This window comes from Pseudomonas sp. LH1G9, from assembly GCF_002949975.1.
GTDB lineage: Bacteria > Pseudomonadota > Gammaproteobacteria > Pseudomonadales > Pseudomonadaceae > Aquipseudomonas > Aquipseudomonas veronii.
In genome coordinates this window covers 4,254,475-4,272,861 of the sequence record NZ_CP026880.1, presented here as the reverse complement: position 1 = coordinate 4,272,861, position 18,387 = coordinate 4,254,475, and the positions used below count along the sequence as shown (strand labels likewise).

Annotated in this window: 15 protein-coding genes and 1 pseudogene; 12 read left to right on the top strand and 4 right to left on the bottom strand. The window is 52.5% G+C overall.

All coding sequences use genetic code 11. The features are described from left to right. Positions 1-262: 262 nt before the first annotated feature. Positions 263-1,177 (top strand): plasmid replication initiator TrfA, encoded by a 915-nt coding sequence (trfA, locus tag C5F70_RS19740; protein ID WP_104903931.1) that lies wholly within the window; start codon positions 263-265, stop codon positions 1,175-1,177. A gap of 1,026 nt (positions 1,178-2,203) precedes the next feature. On the opposite strand, the gene C5F70_RS19730 is transcribed toward trfA, so the two are convergent. Next, a complete protein-coding gene (locus tag C5F70_RS19730; protein ID WP_104903929.1) occupies positions 2,204-2,935 on the bottom strand; it encodes a TraX family protein in 732 nt (243 codons plus the stop codon). Between the two features lie 313 nt (positions 2,936-3,248). On the opposite strand from C5F70_RS19730, the gene C5F70_RS19725 reads away from it, so the two are divergent. The 5 genes from C5F70_RS19725 to C5F70_RS19705 all read left to right on the top strand — a co-directional run bounded on the left by C5F70_RS19725 (position 3,249) and on the right by C5F70_RS19705 (position 7,718). Further along, positions 3,249-3,935, top strand: coding sequence for an OmpA family protein (locus C5F70_RS19725; protein WP_104903928.1), 687 nt, complete (start codon positions 3,249-3,251; stop codon positions 3,933-3,935). Positions 3,936-4,028: 93 nt separating this feature from the next. After that, complete coding sequence (locus tag C5F70_RS19720) at positions 4,029-4,457, top strand: hypothetical protein (protein WP_104903927.1); 429 nt, start codon at positions 4,029-4,031, stop codon at positions 4,455-4,457. A gap of 372 nt (positions 4,458-4,829) precedes the next feature. Beyond that, entirely contained in the window at positions 4,830-5,012 is a 183-nt protein-coding gene (locus C5F70_RS19715; protein WP_104903926.1) for a hypothetical protein, read from the top strand. Continuing rightward, the gene (locus C5F70_RS19710; RefSeq protein ID WP_104903925.1) at positions 5,005-5,538 is read left to right on the top strand and encodes a hypothetical protein; all 534 of its coding nucleotides are present in this window, start codon (positions 5,005-5,007) and stop codon (positions 5,536-5,538) included. Before C5F70_RS19715 ends, C5F70_RS19710 begins: the two co-directional genes overlap by 8 nt. Further along, positions 5,535-7,718, top strand: a complete 2,184-nt coding sequence (locus C5F70_RS19705; RefSeq protein ID WP_104903924.1) for a hypothetical protein — start codon at positions 5,535-5,537, stop codon at positions 7,716-7,718. The genes C5F70_RS19710 and C5F70_RS19705 overlap by 4 nt, the downstream gene beginning before the upstream one ends. On the opposite strand, the pseudogene C5F70_RS31185 reads toward C5F70_RS19705, so the two are convergent. From C5F70_RS31185 to C5F70_RS19690, 3 genes and pseudogenes are all read right to left on the bottom strand, one after another. After that, positions 7,715-7,824 (bottom strand): annotated as a pseudogene (locus C5F70_RS31185) (integrase); the annotation flags it as partial. The gene C5F70_RS19705 and the pseudogene C5F70_RS31185 overlap by 4 nt on opposite strands. Beyond that, positions 7,825-8,388: a GNAT family N-acetyltransferase gene (locus tag C5F70_RS19695; RefSeq protein ID WP_256588298.1), complete on the bottom strand. Its 564-nt coding sequence runs from the start codon at positions 8,386-8,388 to the stop codon at positions 7,825-7,827. A gap of 1 nt (position 8,389) precedes the next feature. Further along, positions 8,390-9,073 (bottom strand): hypothetical protein, encoded by a 684-nt coding sequence (locus tag C5F70_RS19690; RefSeq protein WP_104903923.1) that lies wholly within the window; start codon positions 9,071-9,073, stop codon positions 8,390-8,392. Between the two features lie 156 nt (positions 9,074-9,229). Here C5F70_RS19690 and C5F70_RS19685 point away from each other — a divergent pair, with 156 nt between their 5' ends. From C5F70_RS19685 to C5F70_RS19665, 6 genes are all read left to right on the top strand, one after another. Continuing rightward, positions 9,230-9,880, top strand: a complete 651-nt coding sequence (locus tag C5F70_RS19685) for a hypothetical protein (protein ID WP_104903922.1) — start codon at positions 9,230-9,232, stop codon at positions 9,878-9,880. A gap of 171 nt (positions 9,881-10,051) precedes the next feature. Further along, the gene (locus C5F70_RS19680; RefSeq protein ID WP_104903921.1) at positions 10,052-10,234 is read left to right on the top strand and encodes a hypothetical protein; all 183 of its coding nucleotides are present in this window, start codon (positions 10,052-10,054) and stop codon (positions 10,232-10,234) included. A gap of 144 nt (positions 10,235-10,378) precedes the next feature. Next, the gene (locus C5F70_RS30635; RefSeq protein ID WP_158683872.1) at positions 10,379-10,549 is read left to right on the top strand and encodes a hypothetical protein; all 171 of its coding nucleotides are present in this window, start codon (positions 10,379-10,381) and stop codon (positions 10,547-10,549) included. 117 nt (positions 10,550-10,666) lie between these two features. Continuing rightward, positions 10,667-11,260 (top strand): GNAT family N-acetyltransferase, encoded by a 594-nt coding sequence (locus C5F70_RS19675; RefSeq protein WP_104903920.1) that lies wholly within the window; start codon positions 10,667-10,669, stop codon positions 11,258-11,260. A gap of 516 nt (positions 11,261-11,776) precedes the next feature. Beyond that, positions 11,777-16,654 (top strand): ATP-binding protein, encoded by a 4,878-nt coding sequence (locus C5F70_RS19670; RefSeq protein WP_104903919.1) that lies wholly within the window; start codon positions 11,777-11,779, stop codon positions 16,652-16,654. A gap of 242 nt (positions 16,655-16,896) precedes the next feature. Then, on the top strand, positions 16,897-18,054 hold the full coding sequence (locus C5F70_RS19665) for a hypothetical protein (protein ID WP_158683871.1): 1,158 nt from the start codon (positions 16,897-16,899) through the stop codon (positions 18,052-18,054). The last annotated feature ends 333 nt before the right edge of the window (positions 18,055-18,387 follow it).

Sequence of the window (18,387 nt, the reverse complement as noted above, 5' to 3'; positions counted from 1 at the left end):
GATGACTTGGCTCAAATCTTAGGCCGCACCGCCGGCACTATCAAAAACCAGCACTCGAAAAATCCTTCTCGATTACCACCTGTTTGCCGAATTCCCGGTGCAAAGCGACTTCTCTGGCGACAAGAGGATGTTGAGTGCTGGCTGCAACGGCATGTTGTTCAACTCGATACGATTGAGCTCGTAGACCCTATGGTTAAACGAAAACCTGGGCGTCCTCGCAAGTCAGAACAATTTGTTCGAAATTCTGTTGTAGGGGCTCGATATGCATGAGTCCCAATCGCAGGAAAAGGTAACTCAAAATAACATTTCAAAGATCCAAGTAATTCTGGACCGACGCCTTCGTGAGGCATGCGAGCGTGACAGCTTTAAAGCACAGTTGCAGGGCGAGCTTACGAGGGCGTGTGTTGAGGAAGTATGCATTCAAGAGCAGTTTCCTTTATTTCCTTCGCTAGCATCCGCAATGCCGACGCAATGGACTAGGACCGGATTATTTTCCAATATAAAGAAAGGAGAGCGCCGAATATTAAGAAGCGAGGTGCTTGAAGGTCGATCAGATTATCGAGTGCGAATGTCAGGAGAAGAACTCGATATGTATGATAATGATGTTTTTCTTCATGCGGTTCAATTGGCTCAAGGACTGTCAATAGGTGAGCCGGTGTATTTTGAGCGAGCTGCTTTTTTGCGGGCTATAGGTAGAGGCAGTGATCTATCTGCAGAGAGTTATTGTCGCCTGCATGAGTCAATTGAGCGATTGGCGAGCGCCACTATTTTTGTTGATGCTAATAGTAGTGGAGAGACATTTCGATTGATTGATAAGTTAAAATGGGGGCAGGAAAATAATTATTGGATAATAATTGATCCTATGGTTGTTTCACTCTTTGCAAATAGTTATCTTGCATTTATTGATATGGAGATCCGGTTGCGTCTTAAGAGTCCACTTGCCAAATATCTGCAAAACTATATTTCAGGGCATTCTATCGGGGTACACAAGGTCGCTTGGGAGTCGCTTCGTAGGTGGAGTGGTTCCCGTGGGCGTGCCCGAGACTTCAAGACCAGGGCTTTGCCGCCAGCTCTACACGAGTTGGAAGGAGTTGGAATTATCGAGCGCTGGGGTATCAAGGATGAAGTCGTAAGTTGGACAAGAATCGCCCACGCGAGAAGTAAACGGCGATCCTGAGATTTATCCACAGGTATCGGGGTATCTGCGCAGAGTGCTTCGGGGTATCTGCGCGCTCCTTCGGGGTATCTGCGCTCATCATCGGGGTATCTGCGCGGGGCGATATCTGGAAGGCCCGCAGAACGTGGGCTCTAGAAGCGTTCGAGCTGCCTAACATGCTTTTAACATGATTTTAACATCTAGCCTTGGATGCATTACGACTCAGGTAGAGGAATTCGACAGGGGAAATGTTCGTCGTGATGCTCTATGGGCTGGCTTGCCGTAGCGAAGCTCGCGATAGGAGGAGCCAACAGAATTTGGATAAAATCGTATGCTAAGCGTGCGGCCTGTCAGGTTGAGGCGCTGTGTGAGCCGACTAGGCCAGTGATCCTGGCCAATGAGTTGAAGTCCGTGGCTGCGATCTTTGAGCAAGGCAAGGGCCATTATTCAGCGTGAAGCAGGATGAACAAAAATGATCAATGGGCCTTTTGGACGCTTGTAGATCCTTGCATAATTAACTTGCGACTTAGTCGTGTACCCTAGGGTGGTTACAGGGATCCGAAAGGATCGCACCCCGTTACTGCGAAAGCAGTTCGCCCAGCGCGACGCAAGAACGACCTGTCCCGTCGAACGCATGCAATCGACGGCTGAGAATCCCTCCTAGAGAGGGATTCGCCGTTTCTGGCCCCCGATTTTCCTCTCATCACGTTTTGGGCCGGTTCCGGACTTCTTTCGGACACTGCCCTTCGGCTTTTTCTGGGAATCGACCGCGACCTTGAAATGCTGACCCCTTTTTTTGATTGGCATTCCTGGTGAGCCTTCACCCTCGACCCATAGGAGTGCTTATCGTCGGGGTATCTGCGCGCCTGCGAGAAGGCATGCCAAATCTTTGATCAAGCGCCTGAGGCGCTTGAGAGGCCCCGGAAGGGAAGGAGGTGAGTTCAAGCATCGACACGCATCCTGGAGGCTATGAAGTGGCAGGCGAAGGGCGAAGAGATCCCGCGCGATCTAGTGAATCCTCAGCGTCCAAGCGCTTGCTAGGTGGCATCAGAACGATATTGATAGGGAGCTGAGAAGTAGTAAGTGAATCGGATAAACTGGGTAGAGCCATCCTTTGACGGAGCGTAACGGTGGCACCTGGATCTGCAGCAGAGTCAGTCCGAGCACTGGTGCCAATGCGGCTGCGGTGATGACCGCATGATCCATCGGTGGCAGATCATGCAACAGCAAAATCGAACTGCCAACATTTGCGATAGCGGCGAGAAGAGCGGATAGGGACCAACTTACGATTTTAATCTCTAGCTTCCGTGCCTGAAGCGCGATTACCAGTGCAGTAGGTAACAACACTCCAGCTACGCCATAGCTCATTACCGGACGGAGCGCGATTGTGATCAACAGGGCTAGGATCCCGCATAAGATCAGTCCGGGAGTCCGATGATGCATCGCCTGAGCGATAACTAGCCCAAGTGCTATAACGAACAGAATGTTTAAATGCCCGTTATCGAAATATCTCGAATACGGCCATTGGCTCAGGATGGCGAATAGTAATATCCCACTCAGATATTTCAATCCGACTGGACAACTGATTGGCTGCCGGGCAACATTTGCCGCAATTGCGAGGCAGAATAAGGGGTATGCAAGTCGACCGATCATCCGCATCGAGGACAGATTTTCCTGGATTTCATTTGGTAGCACGAACCAGGTGTGATCGATGATCATCGTAAATAGTGCGATCCACTTAATCAGATCGAGCGAGCTGTCTCTTTCGAAAGTATTCATCGTTAGTCTGCAGCGGTTATTTGTTGTCGTTAATTATATATGGCTTTTGGTCTTGTGATATATATTTATCATGAAGAAGTTGGCGGTTTGTTACTTGTATGTGCGGTAGTGCTGGTACATAATTATGCCTAGAAAGTAAGTAGCAGTTAATCGCTGTGTACCAAACTACCCCCGAGCAGCGATAGGGGTAGGGAGGCAATAACTAAAATAGCCCGGTCGGGTGCTCGCTGTTATTCGTATATATCCGGTTGACTCTATCAACTGGCTCGGACGCACTTTCTCCATTCTACGACTAACAATTAGAGGCCTCGACATGCAAAAAGCTATTACCTCCGTGCTGGTTACCAGCATTCTCTTCTCTCTCACTGGCTGCGCTGGTACTGGGTTGCAGGATCAGGATGGTTCCCGCAACCAGACCCTGACCTGGGGCTCCATCGGCACTATCGCAGGAGCCGCAGCAGGGGCGCTGATCAACAAGGACAACCGTGGTAAAGGCGCACTTATTGGCGCTGGTATCGGTGGCTTGGCCGGCGCAGGTTACGGCGTGTTCGCCGACCGTCAAGAGGCTGAACTCCGCAAAGCGACTGCTGGCACTGGCATCGACGTACAGCGCCAAGGCGATGACATCAAGCTGGTGATGCCTGGTGCGATCACGTTCGCTAATGGCTCGACCGAACTGTCTCCTGCTGCCCAGTTTAACCTGGACAAACTGTCTGGTTCCTTCAAGCAGTACGGAGAAAACAGCATTGAGGTCACTGGCCACACCGATAGTGTCGGTAGCAACTCTAGCAACATCGAGCTGAGCCAGAGGCGCGCTATTAGCGTCGGTAAGCACCTGATGATCCAGGGCATTGATAAGAATCGCATTCAGGTGTTCGGTGCCGGTCCGTCGCAGCCGATCGCAAGCAACAGCTCGGAGCAGGGGAGGGCGCAGAATCGTCGTGTGGAGATCAAGCTGAAGGCGCCGCTGCAGCCCGTGGCTATGGAGCGGACGCAGTAACGAATCTACGTCTGGCTCCTTTGCCAGGTCTCGATACCGCCCCGCTGTTACAGCAGGACGAGATCCTGGCACATTAAATTGAGGAATCTGATTATGAAAAAGCTGAGCATCATCGTTGTCACCATGGTTTTGGCTGCACTTGTCGGCTGTGGCGAACCTAAGATGAATAAGGTCATGCCGGCAACCGCGACGGCTGATGCTGTGTACAGCGAAAAGACCTCTCGATACTTGGATAAAGCTGTAGGGCGACCGAAGGCAGAAAGTATTCAACTCACTTTCTGGAATGAGCGAGGCAATCGCGACACCGGATATATGTCACTGCTGATAAATGGCGTTCAGAAGGTGCGTCCGATAGACAATATCGGCGGTTACAGCCGCCAAACTGCTGGTACAGATGCTTTTAAATTTGTATATGAAAATGGCAAGTGGTCAGCGTATGTTTCGGAAAATGATATAGAGACGCATTCCAACCATCCCGAAGAATTTTTCGCGGGTGTTGCGCAAATACTTCGACATTATTGATTTACGTGCTTGTTCAGAAGCCCCTTCATTGGGGCTTTTTGCTGGAATATAGGTTGGCTCTATGATGGGTTTTCTTTGTGCTCTGAAAATCAAGCTAATAGCCATCCAATTTATTCTTATGTAATTGCAAAAGCATTTTCATGTTTGTGAACAATCAATTAGATGGCTGGGCTTTAGGGTCATAGAATTATGTGTGTGAACATGAAGAGGCTTTGGTTATGTCGTATGAGCAGCTAAAAAAGGTTCTCGCAATACTGCGAGAGATACAGGTTAAAGCATGTGAGTTGCCAGAATCATGCATGCATGACGGCTATATCATTTCAGCCCTTGCTGGAACTGTAGAGGAAATTCTTTCGAAGGAGGGCGGGAACTATGTTTAAAGAGGCAAGCGTAAAGATTCCAAGAGCTATCGGCGTTTTTCTAATTATTTATTTCGGCTTGGTCTTGCCGGCTCGTGAAATGCCGCAGCTTGATAGAAGCGAAAGCACGATGCAAATCAAGGCTCCAGAAACTCCAATTCCTCCTGTTTATATGGGGAGTAGTAATCATGAGTAAGATTAAAACGGTGTTTGGTTACCTGAGTGGTTACCGTCAGACTGTCAATGCTGGTCGTGAGCTTAAAAATGCCGCTACTCTTCCGATTTATTTTATTAAAAATATTTACCATTGGGTAAGTGAAATACGGATACAGGCGAAAGCTGGTCGCCATCTCGCAGAGCTTGATGATGAGCTTTTGTGGGATGACATTTGTTTGAAGAGTCAAGTTACGAATGAGTCACTTCGGCGGGCTTATAAGTCGCTTATTTTTGTCAATTTTGTATTGGTTTTTAGTGTGGCAGCTGTGCTTGCTTATTTTGTCGCAAGCTGGGGGCAGGGCAAAATGCTTCTGTTCGCTAATGGCGTTTTTCTGAATATGGTGCTGATGTTGCTTTTTCAGAATGCCTACCGCATTCATATGGCTTATACGCAAAGCGCACCACACCCGTTGCGATTTTTGCGAGAGATTTTTAAACGACCGTCGTTGTTGATAGGGCGAGTGCTGCCTAATGATTACTGTGTGCGGGTGAGGGCTATCGAATGAATAGTTTCTCCGCACTTGTACTGACATGGCTTTTCGGTCGTTGGATATTTGATGCGGCAGAACTCCCAGGAATAGGTGCTCAGGACGTAACACCACTGACGATATTTGCATCCGCTTTTTCAACAGTCGGCCTAGCCATGTTCGGCGCCCTCGCGGCCTGGGCTATATTTCTCGGAATTTTCCGACTCAAAAACAACGGGAATTTTTTCGGTGCAAAAGATGGAAACGAGGCTTTTTTCTACCCGCTGCGGGTGATCTTCGCCTTGACTCTAATTGCACCGGTTATTCCTGTCTCTAGTGCCGGCGGGATTCAGATCACTTTGACGCCAGGACACGCTCTTGTGGCCGGTGTCTCAAAATCTGCGGCCGAATTCGGCGACACGATGCAACACAATGCATTTGAACTGATGCATCGCCATAATCTGTTTAGTGATCCGAAATTCCGAGTTGAAGTCGACGCGAAAGTCGCTTTGGACATGCTAAACAGTTGGAAAATCTCAGCGGTCCAACTCGCTGGTCTGAAAATATTCCGAGATCCGAACGATCAATTAAATTCGCTATCGAGTCGTGACCTTGCGAATGAGGCTTTAAAAATAAAATGGAATCAGGTTTACGGCGGTAAGTATCCAGCTGCGGGCTCGACTGAAGCCGCTGCTGCAGGCGTGTATATCGCAAACGCGGGCCGATCTTTACAGATACCGTTAATTCCTCCGAGCGACGAATTGGCCCGTGCTGTCAGCATGGGTGTCCAACGATTGATCGATCCCGACGCGGTTACTGGTACGGTCGAGGGGGAGATGGAAACCGAGGGGTGGTTTTGCCAATCCGGTTGGTTGTCGTCAATGACATGCAGTGATGAGTATGAACAGGTCAAGAAAAACAATGCCGCCTCTATCGAGGTCGGTATAGCCTCGGCTCAGCGTCAGATCTGGATCGGTCTGGTCGAGCATGCCGTCCAGCAGGCGATTTTGGCTCGGGACGGGACTGTGGGGGCAGGGGACGCGAAGACGTTTTTTGAGGAAAGTATCACATGGGCTAGTCAGTCCGCAGACTGGTACAAAACCATGGTTGAGCAAACCATCAGCACCACGATTGCAACTGACCAGGCCGCTCGTAGTGAAGCGTATTTTGACGAAGTAAAGAACTGGGGTTGGATGCTCGGCGGCACTTTCGTGTTGCGCGCAGCGAGCGACTTCTCACGTGCTGCTAGCTACGCAGAGGGCGCGACCGCACAGATGATGCCAAAATCCACGCTTTCGGCGATGACTCCGGGCGACTCGCTCTCAAAACTGGTCGAAAGCGAAGCCCTGGCACAGATTCAACCTGGAAATGTTGGTGCTGAAAAGTCGCTGCTGGCTAGAGTTTTTTCGCTCGACATCCTCAAGTCCACGACCAGGCCCTCGAACCAGAATATCCACAACATTGCGTCCTGGGGACGCTCGCTCGTTGGCACTGGCATTGGATTTTTTGCGGGCGGGACGATCGCGAAATATATCCCCGGTCTTAACTCAATCACTGATGGGACGCTGCCAAAAGCAATCGGAGGAGTAATGATTGTCTCCGGCGGGTTGCTTGGCTACGTGATGCCTCTATTGTTTGCAATCTATGGACTGATGGGGGCAATCAGCTGGCTCGTAGCCGTTGCTACGACCTTTTTCGGAGTGACGCTCTGGTCGGCTGGTATGGCCGCACCGAAAGGCGAAGAGCACACCTCTCAATTGTCGGCCAAAGGGTGGAACGCCTTCATCTTCATCTTCCTCTATCCTGCTTTGGCCGTGGGTGGCCTGGCAGCAGCGATTGTGATTAGCGCTGTCGGCCTGGCAATGGTCCAAGCGATGGCTATGGGACTTTGGGGGATGTTTGATCCTGGTGTCGCCGATGTCGGCCGTCCGCTGGAAAGCCTCGGAGGGATTCTGATCGGCGGATTGCTGATGGTCGTAGTGATTATCCTGCTGTCCTGGAACGTAGTTGTCACCAGTGCTCAACTGATCACCTCATTTCCCCGTAGTGTGCTCAATATGATTTCGCTCAGCGAACCGGGCCTCAATCCTTACGAGAACTCGATGCAGGGGATTATGGGGGGGCTTTCTATAAGCACCCGGCAGATTCTGACGGGATCTATAAGCCGGGCGATCACCCCATTCCGACCGCCACAGCCCCCGCAGGGCGGCGGTATCTAATACCGCACTTTATATGTCGGCGAGTCTTCCGGTCTGGAAGCTCGCCGATCGTATATGCGCGTGGTGCTGATATTGGCATGCCCAGCCACTGCTGGACCTTCGCGATTCATGGGATGCCCGGCCCTGCAGGACGACCCACCGCGTGCTCGGCCGCGACCCATTCCCAGTATTCACGGATCGACTTGTCAACTTCAGATTCTGGCACCAGGTGCTGCCAGCGCTGTTTCGCGTCCTCCAGTTGGCAGACGTACAGTTGATCTTCAAGCCGTGCGCCGGCCGCGGCGAAGCGCCGACGCGCTGCCGACCAGAATGGACCGGATGCGCCGTACTGCTGAATCGGTACGATCGGTAGCTGGTGTTCTTGCCAGAGTCGCCAGAGTACCGCCAGGCCGATCCCGCGGCGCTGATGCTCCGACTCTATCTTGATCATGCCGATATACAGCCGATCGTGTAGCGGGTTGATGCTGAAATTGACGTATCCCACGTGCTGGCAATCGCGCTGGATCGCGGCGACGCCTGTCTGCCCGGGAAACACGAAGGTATCGCGCTCAGCAGCCCGGCACTCGGTTAACAGCTGGACCGGAGACGCTTGTGCATTGAGCCATTTGGCCTGGCGACGCTGGAAGAAATCGCGGATTGGCTCGAACGTTTCCATCAGGTCGTCGTACACATCAAACTCCTCGCCAGTTATCGCCATGAACTTCACGGCACCCAGTAACAGCTTCGTCTACGAGCAAATTGCGTCGTTTAGCAAAAATCCAACCCTTTTCAAAAGGGGGAAGCGGACCGTCGATCTCGAGCACAGCATTCACCTCCAGCGAAAGCAGAATCAACGTTTTGAAGGCGTTAGGGACCTGGACTTGGTCGAATGACGCCCAGCGCCGCTTCATCGCCTCTTCAGCCTTACCCGCACGGTCCCATTCAGTCGACTTGTGGTGAACCAGAGCGTTGCGTGCTTTGACGAGGCCTTTAAGTCCATTGATGGCCGGGCCGTCCTCTCGAAGTGATCGACCGCAAACGAGCCTGGGGATGATGAGCCACTTGCCTACCAAATCCAGCTTGTCGAGATACGATTTTGCAAGGTGTTCTCCGAGCTGGATGGTCGCAAACTCATACGCCGCTGCTTCAATGGCCATCGCAGAGAAAACAATGGTCTTTAGCCCGGACACCGTTTTTCTGGACTCTTGTTCGTCGTAGGCCGTGGCGTCGCTAGGCCATTGCGGACGAGGCACAGGATTAGCCTTCTCAAACAAAAATTGGCCAAAGGCCTCCTCGGCGATTTCCGCGTAGGTTTCCACCATGGAATCCACAATGACGTAGCCATCGCGGATTTCAAACGGTTCCTTGATGCTCATCCTGAAGATTCCAAAAAATTGGTGATAACACATTTTATCGTTAGTTTTAAGAGGTTGACCAATTCGATTCAGAGCTAGGTTTTATTTTAGAATCGCAGTTGATTCATAAAATGAATCAAAGTATGGTGCTTCTACTTAACCAAAGGAGATTCAAAAATGACAAGCATCCTCTCTCTGATCGAAAACTCCAAAAAAGCCAAAAAAGAGTCGATCGCTTCCACCGTCAGAATGCCCGAGTCGCTGCATACCTTCATCGAAACGCTGGCCAATGATTTAGAGCTGTCGAAGCAAGAGATCATGCTCAAATTGCTTGAACAGGGTGCCGAGGCTGCCCAAACGGCTTTAGACGACGTAGAAAAGGCCGAGTTAGCTCAGTTAGCCCTGGCGGAGGAAGCCGAGCCACAACCAGCCGCCGGCTTCCACATTTTGAACACCAACAAGGCCCATACCGATGATGACCATGAATGGATGTTGGCTCACAAAGCGGCTGCGGCGTTCTACTCGCCCTGGAAGCTGAACATCAACCGTATCAAGAAGGATGAGGTGGTGTTTCTGTACGAGAACGGCAAAGGCATCGTGGCTTATGGTCGAGGGACCGGTGAGGTGCAAATGCGCGAGCATGAGGGTGAAAAGGACGAGTGCCATTACCAGACACTGGAGGGGTTCACGATTCTTGAGCAACCTCTTTCGGCGGCTGCCATCAAGAAAGCACTGGATCGTAATGTGGTGTTTCTGAAGACCATGTCGGGCATGCCCGATGGGCAAAAAGTGCTCGACCTCATTGAGTCGAAGAAAGCGAAGTCTTGAAAAAAGTACCGTATAGCGACTAACCGCCTTTACGCTCACTGCTCCATAAACGGCCCGCTCTTGCGGGCTTTTTTACGCATGCCGGGCGACGCACCAAGGATGCAAACCTCGCCCAGGAAGGGTGTTTTTTTGGGGCCACAATGGGGTTTAGCCAATAACGAGGTAAACGCTATGAAAATTGTGGTTCGTGAAGACGGGAAAACATATGAGGTGCATGAGCGCATCAGAGAAATGGCGTACTACACACCCTGGGGTAGGGAAATACAGGTAGAGAAAATTGTTGAGTATCGAGAATGTAGCGTGGATCAGGCAGATGATCTGACCGAATTTGAAAGGGGAGACTCAAAAAATTGAGCCCGCATAAAACCATGGATCGTCCTGTTCTTAGGGGGCAGGGGACCACTCTGAGGCATGCCGAAAAATAATTTGGTTGTTGCTTGAAAGGAGCAAGTCGGTCGTTATGGTAACTGTCGTCATCAACCACCATGAGTACGACAGATGCAAAAGTTTGACCTCCGTTCCTGGTGCCTGGGTATCTTCCATGGCGTCCTGATCAAAGTGCTGGCCAGTATTATTCTGCTCTACTGGCCTGCTCCTGAAGCACCGGTCAGCCCGCCGTGTACTGCTCCAGCACTGATTGAGGTGACCGTCCAAATGGGCTGTATCTGATGGGGAACATTCCTGGGGCCAATAGGCCCACAGGAAAATCTATAGCCCGCCGCGTGTGGGCTTTGACAGCACTTGAATGCGAATTTCGCATCCGTGAAAACTGACAAGGAAATCGGTATGACTCAGCTGCACGAAGCTCCACAGGACATCGTTGACACTTTTCTGCCGACGATTTTTGAGAATGATGCGAAGGGTATTTTGGCTGATTTGTTGGCTCAACCTGGGCTCGCCATGCACTTCATGGCCTTCTCTAAAGCCGGAACACTGAAAGCCATTCAACACGTGGTCGGCATCCTTGAAGAGTGCTACCGCGCAGGTCACCTCAAGGTTGCAGTGAGTCATGAAAACGGTCGGCTATACGGTTATGCCATATTCTTCGTGCACCCGGATCCCTCCATCTCACGTTACTGCCACAAAATCTTCGTGTTCGAGCCCTACAGAGGACATGGCATTGGCACTCAGTTGCTGAATGGCGTCTTGGACTTTTCGCAAGGCACTTGCCTGCTTTGCAATCACGATTTGATTCCGTTCTATGAGCGTGCAGGTTTGGAATTCAAAGGCGACTTCACCCCCCCGACCGCTCAGCAAGGCTTTGCTCTTACGAGGGATATGTACGTTGCCCTCGCCATCATGGGAAGCCCCGGGGTTGAAGGCTCGTCGCCGGTTTTCATGTTGAACGATGACGACATTAAACAGCTTCTAGCTGTCTGAATTCCCGTAGCTACTAGCTCTTCTGCGTAGGGAAGTGCTGCAAGGATATAAGAAAAAGGAAGAAGAAAAGGCTGCGCCCTGGTGCGAATATCCTTATATTGAATCCACTAGCCGAGGGAAACGAGGGCGAAAGCCTCCACCCGCGGACATATGAAAGTGCTTCTCGAAAAACTCACCTGACGGTGGGTTTTTTCGTTTCTATCACCGAATTTAGAGCAATTGGGTAATTGCATGGACTTGCCCACCCATTTGCATCGACCTGACCAATCATTTGCATCGGATTTGACCATCACGCTGCGTGGCCATGACCGGCAGAGAACGGCCAGAAGCAGACGCTGAGTGAAGCCTAGACAATGCATTGGCGTGGTTATGGCGGGTAGAAGGGGGCGCAACAATGGGAGATGTAACGCAGATTCAAGTCCGATCACGGTGGACAGCCTGTGACTAGACGGGTTGCTAATGCGAGTGAACCCAGCTATCACTACCCAATTGTCAGACGTAGAACGGAAATGTGCCTTGACCCACACACCGCAAAATCCCTCTCCCAGTGACCGAATAGGTGGTGGTGGCGCTGCGACCAGCGCCGGGATACGTTTCGAACAACAGCTCGGGGCGCTCTTCTCATCATGGATTCTCGCAGGCGACAGGTTAGACGACAGCTTTCGCCTTGGGGCCGCTACTCCTGAATGGGTCCGTTTCGAAACAGAGGCACCCGTCGACGATCTGCTGATCAAGACCAGCGTCGGCGGCTACATCGCCGTTCAGGCTAAGACAACTGCAAATCTTAGTGACGACCCTAGCTCACCGTTGGGGAAGACAATCTCGCAGTTCGTTCGTCATTGGCTCGTCGCTCAGCAAGGTGATGGCACTATGGGGTGGAATCGCCCCCTCGATCCGGTCCGAGACCGATTGGTGCTGGCTGTAAGCCCTCAAGCCTCAGCCCAGATTAAAAACGATTTACCGGCCGCGCTACGCCTCGTTTCACAGCCAGGCGGAGGCGCACTCAACCAGGCACAGCAACGCGCTTATCAAGTGTTCTCAAGCTTGGTCGAGCGGGCTTGGGCGAGCGTCACCAAAAGTCCATTTAACGATGATCTGCTGCTGGAGTTAGCGAAACTTGTAGACATATTCACCTTTGACGGAGACCAAGGGTACGCGTTAGCGAGCGGCTCCCTTATCAAAGTCTTTGGACCAGACGTAGATGCCGCGGCAGCGTTCGCGTCCTTGTCCGATTTAAGCGGCCAGTTGATGAAGGAGCGTGGCGGCGGTGACCTGCCCGTCTGGCGACAACTACTCGCCAGCCGTGGTATCGCGCTCAACGCACCTCCCGAGTATCTCAGTGATATCCAGGCGCTTAAGCGACACTCTAAGCAAATCGCAGAAGCGCTCGCCAGCTATGAAAAGATCGACGTAGGCAACGGCGAATCATTGTCCGTGCGTCGCGACTGCCAAACCGCGATTGAGGCGGCAGTGCGTAGCGGTCCCCTGCTCATTATCGGTGAGCCCGGAGCTGGCAAGAGCGGTGTTCTGAATGCTCTTGCTCAGAAGTTGGACGAGGACGGTTTAGATGTTCTTCAACTTGCCGTTGATCGCTACTCAATTGAAAGCCTCGAAGGCTTATCCCGTGAAGTCGGATTAAAGCATCCGATCCTTGATGTCCTTGAAGCTTGGGACGGACCGGGGAAGGCCTATCTAATTGTGGATGCATTGGACGCAACGCGCGGCGGTCATGGCGAAAACATCTTTCGAACTCTTATCGAGCGAGTTCTTGAGCGGAAGGGGCGCTGGAACGTTGTGGCATCGATTCGTAATTTCGACCTGCGCATGGGTCAACAGCTACGTGCTCTTTTCAGAGGAACACCGCCGCAGACGTCGCTCGCAGATCCATCCTTCTCAAACGTTTCACATATTCAGGTGCCCTCGTGGTCAGAAGCGGAGTTTGAGCAACTCCTCCAACAGTCACCTGCCTTGGCTACGTGTCTTGCAAACTCGCCGCCGCGTCTGCGTGACTTGGCCATGGTGCCGTTCAATACCCGACTTCTGAGCGAATTGATCTCGGGTAACGCGGTAAAGAAACTACACGCAGTCGCTTCCCAAGCCGACTTATTACGCCTTTATTGGGAGCACCGTGTGGAAGGCCACGGTTCACCAGCAACGAGTAGCCTCAGCCGCGTGGTGCAATTCATGGTTAAGGCGCGGGCGCTTCGCGCACCAAAATCTGAGGTGGCATTTGACGCCCCGGCCATGATCGACACCCTCTGCAGAGAGGGTGTACTCGTGGTCGTTGATAATGAACGGTGGGTACAGTTCCGACATCATCTCCTCTTCGACTATGCAGCCGCGCGGCTCTACCTAGACCCAAGCGCTATAAGTAACAGGACTTATCGATTCAGTAAGATTGACGCGCTGGGACTGATGCTATCACCAGCACTTGGATTCGTACTTCGCGAAATTTGGGAGTCTGACCCTGACCACGGGCGTTTTTGGGGGGCACTGGGCAACCTCATCAACGAAAAAGATGCCGACCCAATCATCCGCAGCACTGCTGGCCGATTGGGTGCAGAGTTTCCAACTTCGGCCAATGATTGCCTTCAACTCGGGAATCTAGCCATCGCGGGTAACAAGGGGGCTCTAGAGACCCTGTCACATGTCACAGGTGCTTTGGCTGTGCGGCTGGAAGACGAAAAGGAGGTAGTTCTGGGGCCATGGGTTTGTCTCGCCGATCGATTGGCGACTGCGCCGAGCAACGTCGCAAATACTCTTCGCTTTCTGCTCCACAATCTTATTGGAAGAACCGAAGATGACGCGTTCAAACCAATGCTTGGCCAAGCCGCACGCGCACTATTGACGTACGGGCTTATCCAGCCCGAGCCGGGGTTCATTGTCAGGAGCGCCATTGATTTCGTCATTGCCACCTACGGAAGTGACATCGCTGCGTCTCGAGGCTTGATAGCCCAGTTGTTCGACCGCGATCGACTAGACCGTTTCGGGCATGCCGAGGTACCAACGGTCTGTTACAAGATTGCAGCAATCGGAGAAGTCGACCCAGAGTTCGTCGCTACAGTTGTCTACCGGACGGTATTTGATTACGAAGTGACGGACGATCACCAGACCAGGATCAACCATAGCCAAATCCTCAACCTTACCTCCAATGCCCGGCAGGATTACGGGATGGCACGATGGTCACTGGGCGAGTACCTGCCAAAATTTCTACAACTGCATCCAAGAGCTGCGATTACGGCTGTCGTCAATGCGATCGAAGGATACGTCGCACGTGAGCATGCAATCTCCGACGAAGCCCTAAACATAGAGATTCAGGCTGGAGGAAGATCAATCCATCTGCGAGAAGACCGCAGCTACGTGTGGGCGCATGATCCCGACAGCACTCACGACCGTGATGCAGAGCGCCTAGTGGCCAAGTTGCGCGAGCGCCTCAAAGCCGCAACCGAGCCTGAGGCTGTGGCTTTGATCGACATCCTAATCGATGAGGCTTCTTTAGCGATCTTCTGGTCTCGGATGTTCCTCTGCGCTGTCGAGCGCTCCGATGGTCTAGTAGACCTGCTCTGGCCCATAGCAGTGACAGAGCCCTTTCTCGTTCTCCCCGATACTCGAAAGGACGCAATTGATCTCGTTGCGAAAGGCTATGTTCGACGTTCAACGGAAGAACGGCAGGCATTCGAAGAGAGTGTGCTTCACTTCGAGTTTTCGCAGTTTACACATTACGACGAAGCTCGCCTGGCCTTCTTAGAGCGCCTTTTCGGTGCGCTCGGCAGGGAAAACTTGATCACTGGCGAAGCTCGCCGAATCTGCGACGCCTCTGCCCAAGGTCAGACCGCAACAAATGACAGGCTATTCACAATCCGTTCCGGCTGGAGCACTCCGGAGGACTTTTTCTGGATGCAAGGTCTAGACAAAGATGCGCCTGAGAACTCGCCTGTCATAAACGCGATCAAAGCCGCGGAGAGACTGCTTGGGCTTGAATCGAAGTCTGACGATGCCGCAGTGACCTCCCTTAAAGACTCGCTCGCAGCGCTCAAATCCATACAAACCCTACTAGATGACGATGTAGCACACGTCGGTCTTAAGCGGCATGCGGAGGGGATCATTGGTCAAGGCTGCGAAGCCATCGTATCGCGACAGTTGCTGGTATCGAAGGAGGTGCCTCCTACGCCTGAACAAGATGCAGAATTTACAGCACTGTTGGAAATAGCTGCCAGATCCGAAAGTCCTGAGCTTGAGGCTGACACGGAGACCGAGTTCGAAAAGTCTGCTGCTTGGGGGAGCCCCGCAGCGCGGGTTGAAGCAGCGCAAGCTTATTGGGATCTCTTTGCCCAACGAGCAGATCTCTACCCCCAACTGGGTGCGCAGGCGGAGGATCTGCTTTCGGATTCCCACCCAGCCGTCCGGCTGAGCGCATCGGTCCGTCTTGTCCGAATTTGGGACCTAGATCGTGATCGATTCTGGCATCTTCTGAATGGGCACCTTACGAACGAACCTAACCTAAGTGTCATCGAGCATCTTCTTGGTGGGGTCGTCTCTCGCTTGATACATTCAGATCAGCATCGAAGTCTAGAGTTGTTGTTGATGCTGTCACAGCGGGAGACATCGGGGTCAGATCGAGAACGGCGTCTGCATAAAGCTATCGCAGATAACCTCACAATTCTTTGGGTCACCTATAACTCGACAGGGGCAAAGGCTGTTATCGATCAATGGGTAGGGGAGCCGTGGAAGCACTCCGAAGCAACAAATACAATCTTAGCCACATTGCGCGACGCCATTGTTGCCGGGATCGCTGATACCCCCGACAAGTACGTCAGCATCCGCCAGCGCTCCCAAACGCTTGTCTCTGACATTGTAAATGCTGCAAATACCCGCCTCGCCAGGTATGTCATGGCTCCAGATTTGGACGGGACAGCAAGTGAAGAGGTTCGGGAGTGCGCGCGGCTGATCGACACGGCAGGTATGCAGATGTTTTTTGCGACTGACGAGAATAGCAATCGGTCGGCTGACAACGATTCAGATTTCCGCTCAGGTCTGCAGGTGTTCCTACAAGAAAACGCAGATCTCCTAAAGCGGATCGGCGAGTATGCTCAACCGCACACCACATATTATCTGCTTCAGCTCGTCGAGCGCTTAGTCGATGTAGACGCGGGTACTACCTTCGATTTAGCAATTAGCATTCTTCAATCGAGTACCCGATTAGGCTATCAAAACGATACTTTGGGCGTGGACCTACTTGTCAAACTCGTAGGTGTCTTCCTTGCTGACCACAAGGAAATCTTTGAGGACTCAGCCAGGCGCGCAGAGCTAATTGACTGCCTAGAAATCTTCATGGACGCCGGATGGCCGGCGGCACGGCGCTTGCTTTATCGCCTGCCGGAATTTATCCAGTGAATCGGGCTGCGTTACAAAACCTCTTTAAGCGGGGGCTCAGCGACCTCCTCATTACGTTAGAGCGGGAGCTAGCAAGACCGCAGCGAGACCCTTACGCAGAGCTCGACCCGAATCGCCGTCCCCACGAGCATGATACGCGTCTGCTATTCGTGGATGAGTTGCTTACACACCTTGGGTGGCGACTTGGCGCATTGGGCAATGTCCTTGAAGAGGCACGCCTACAAGCGAACACCACGAGATTCATGGACTATGTAGGTGTCGCCGACATCAGTGGGACACCACTCTTGCTGATAGAAGCCAAAGCTTGGGACAAACCTGCGATCTCGGCTCGAGGGGACGGTCAACACAATAGTGAGGCCGCACTACTTGTCGCAGCGATCCAACATATACGGGGAGGAAAGGCCGAGGATACTTCGCCGATCATTGGAGAGTGGGACAGCTATCTGCGGCAAGTCAGCGGTTATGTCCAAACACTCAAGGAGCGTTACAGCCACAACTTACCCAGAGCCGTCATCATCAGCGGCGAGTGGATGGTGGTGTTTAAGACGCCAGTTGAAACTTTCCTAGGCGCTGCTCGGCCAGACGATATCGCGACCTTCACACGCGCACAGCTTAAGGAGCGGGCGGAGGAAATCTTCGACCTTCTCCATCGTTCGACGTTGACCATAGACGCACCGGTGCCTTTGCGTCCGGCACAACTGAGGCGATACTTGGAGCTGGGCGAAGTCTCCGGCGCCTTTCAGGGTGTGCATGTCCACTATGAGCGAACCGGCAGTAAGCTGTTCACCCCCAGACCGCGTATCCTGATCTACCCAGCACTATTCGTTACCCGCAAAGATGGTGCTCTATTCACAGTGATCCACAACGAGACCCCGGTCGAACTCGACTATCGACGGAATAATGATGACGTCGAAACGCTTGCGCCGCACCTGGATGAAGTTCGCGCCCATGGTGCCGCGCTGGTTGCAGCATGCGCTATGGAACTTGGTGGCGAACTGACCCTAGCTGAGCTTTCAGCCTTTCCGGGCTTCCGTAGCGATCGTTTGTCGAAAGCGCCGGTGGATTCACTACCAGAAGCGGACGAATGGCTCGTTGCCACTGGTAGTGCGACGCACTTTCTCCTCGCAGAACCCCGAGTGCAAGAATGCCGATATCATAGCTGGGCCGAATGCGGAGCTGATGCCACGATGCATTCCGCAATCAGTGCTCGTACGGTCGATCCTCCAGCGTTTTTTGTTGATACTCAGCGCCACCACTGTGCACACCAAGTTGTTCAGGACCGTCGCGAAGCGCGGTGCCTCATCCAAGCTATCGACAGCCGGACCTGCTGCCAAGCATGTATATTTCTGGAGCGGTGCTGGACAGAGGAGGAGCGAGCGGCTTTGCCTTGTGGTCGATAGCAATATCTCAGCGCAATAGCTCGAAATTAGCCCTTGTGAATGGCAGCTATTGGCCGTTCTCTGCCGATCATGGTTACAAAGCGTGCTGGTCAAATCCGATGCAATCGGTGGTCAGAACGAATGCAAATGACTGGTCAGATCGAATGCAAGCGGATGGTCAAGCGGAGTGCAATTTCGCAGCAATCCTTCAAATCCTCCATTCCCCGTGACAATGTTCGCTGGTGTGCAGGGACATGTCCCGCCCCGGCGCTCACCGTTTCCCTTCTGGGCTCGGCCCGCGCAGCGGGCATAAAGATCCCGGCCGAGGCCGGGATCCTTTGAGGTGCGAGCCGG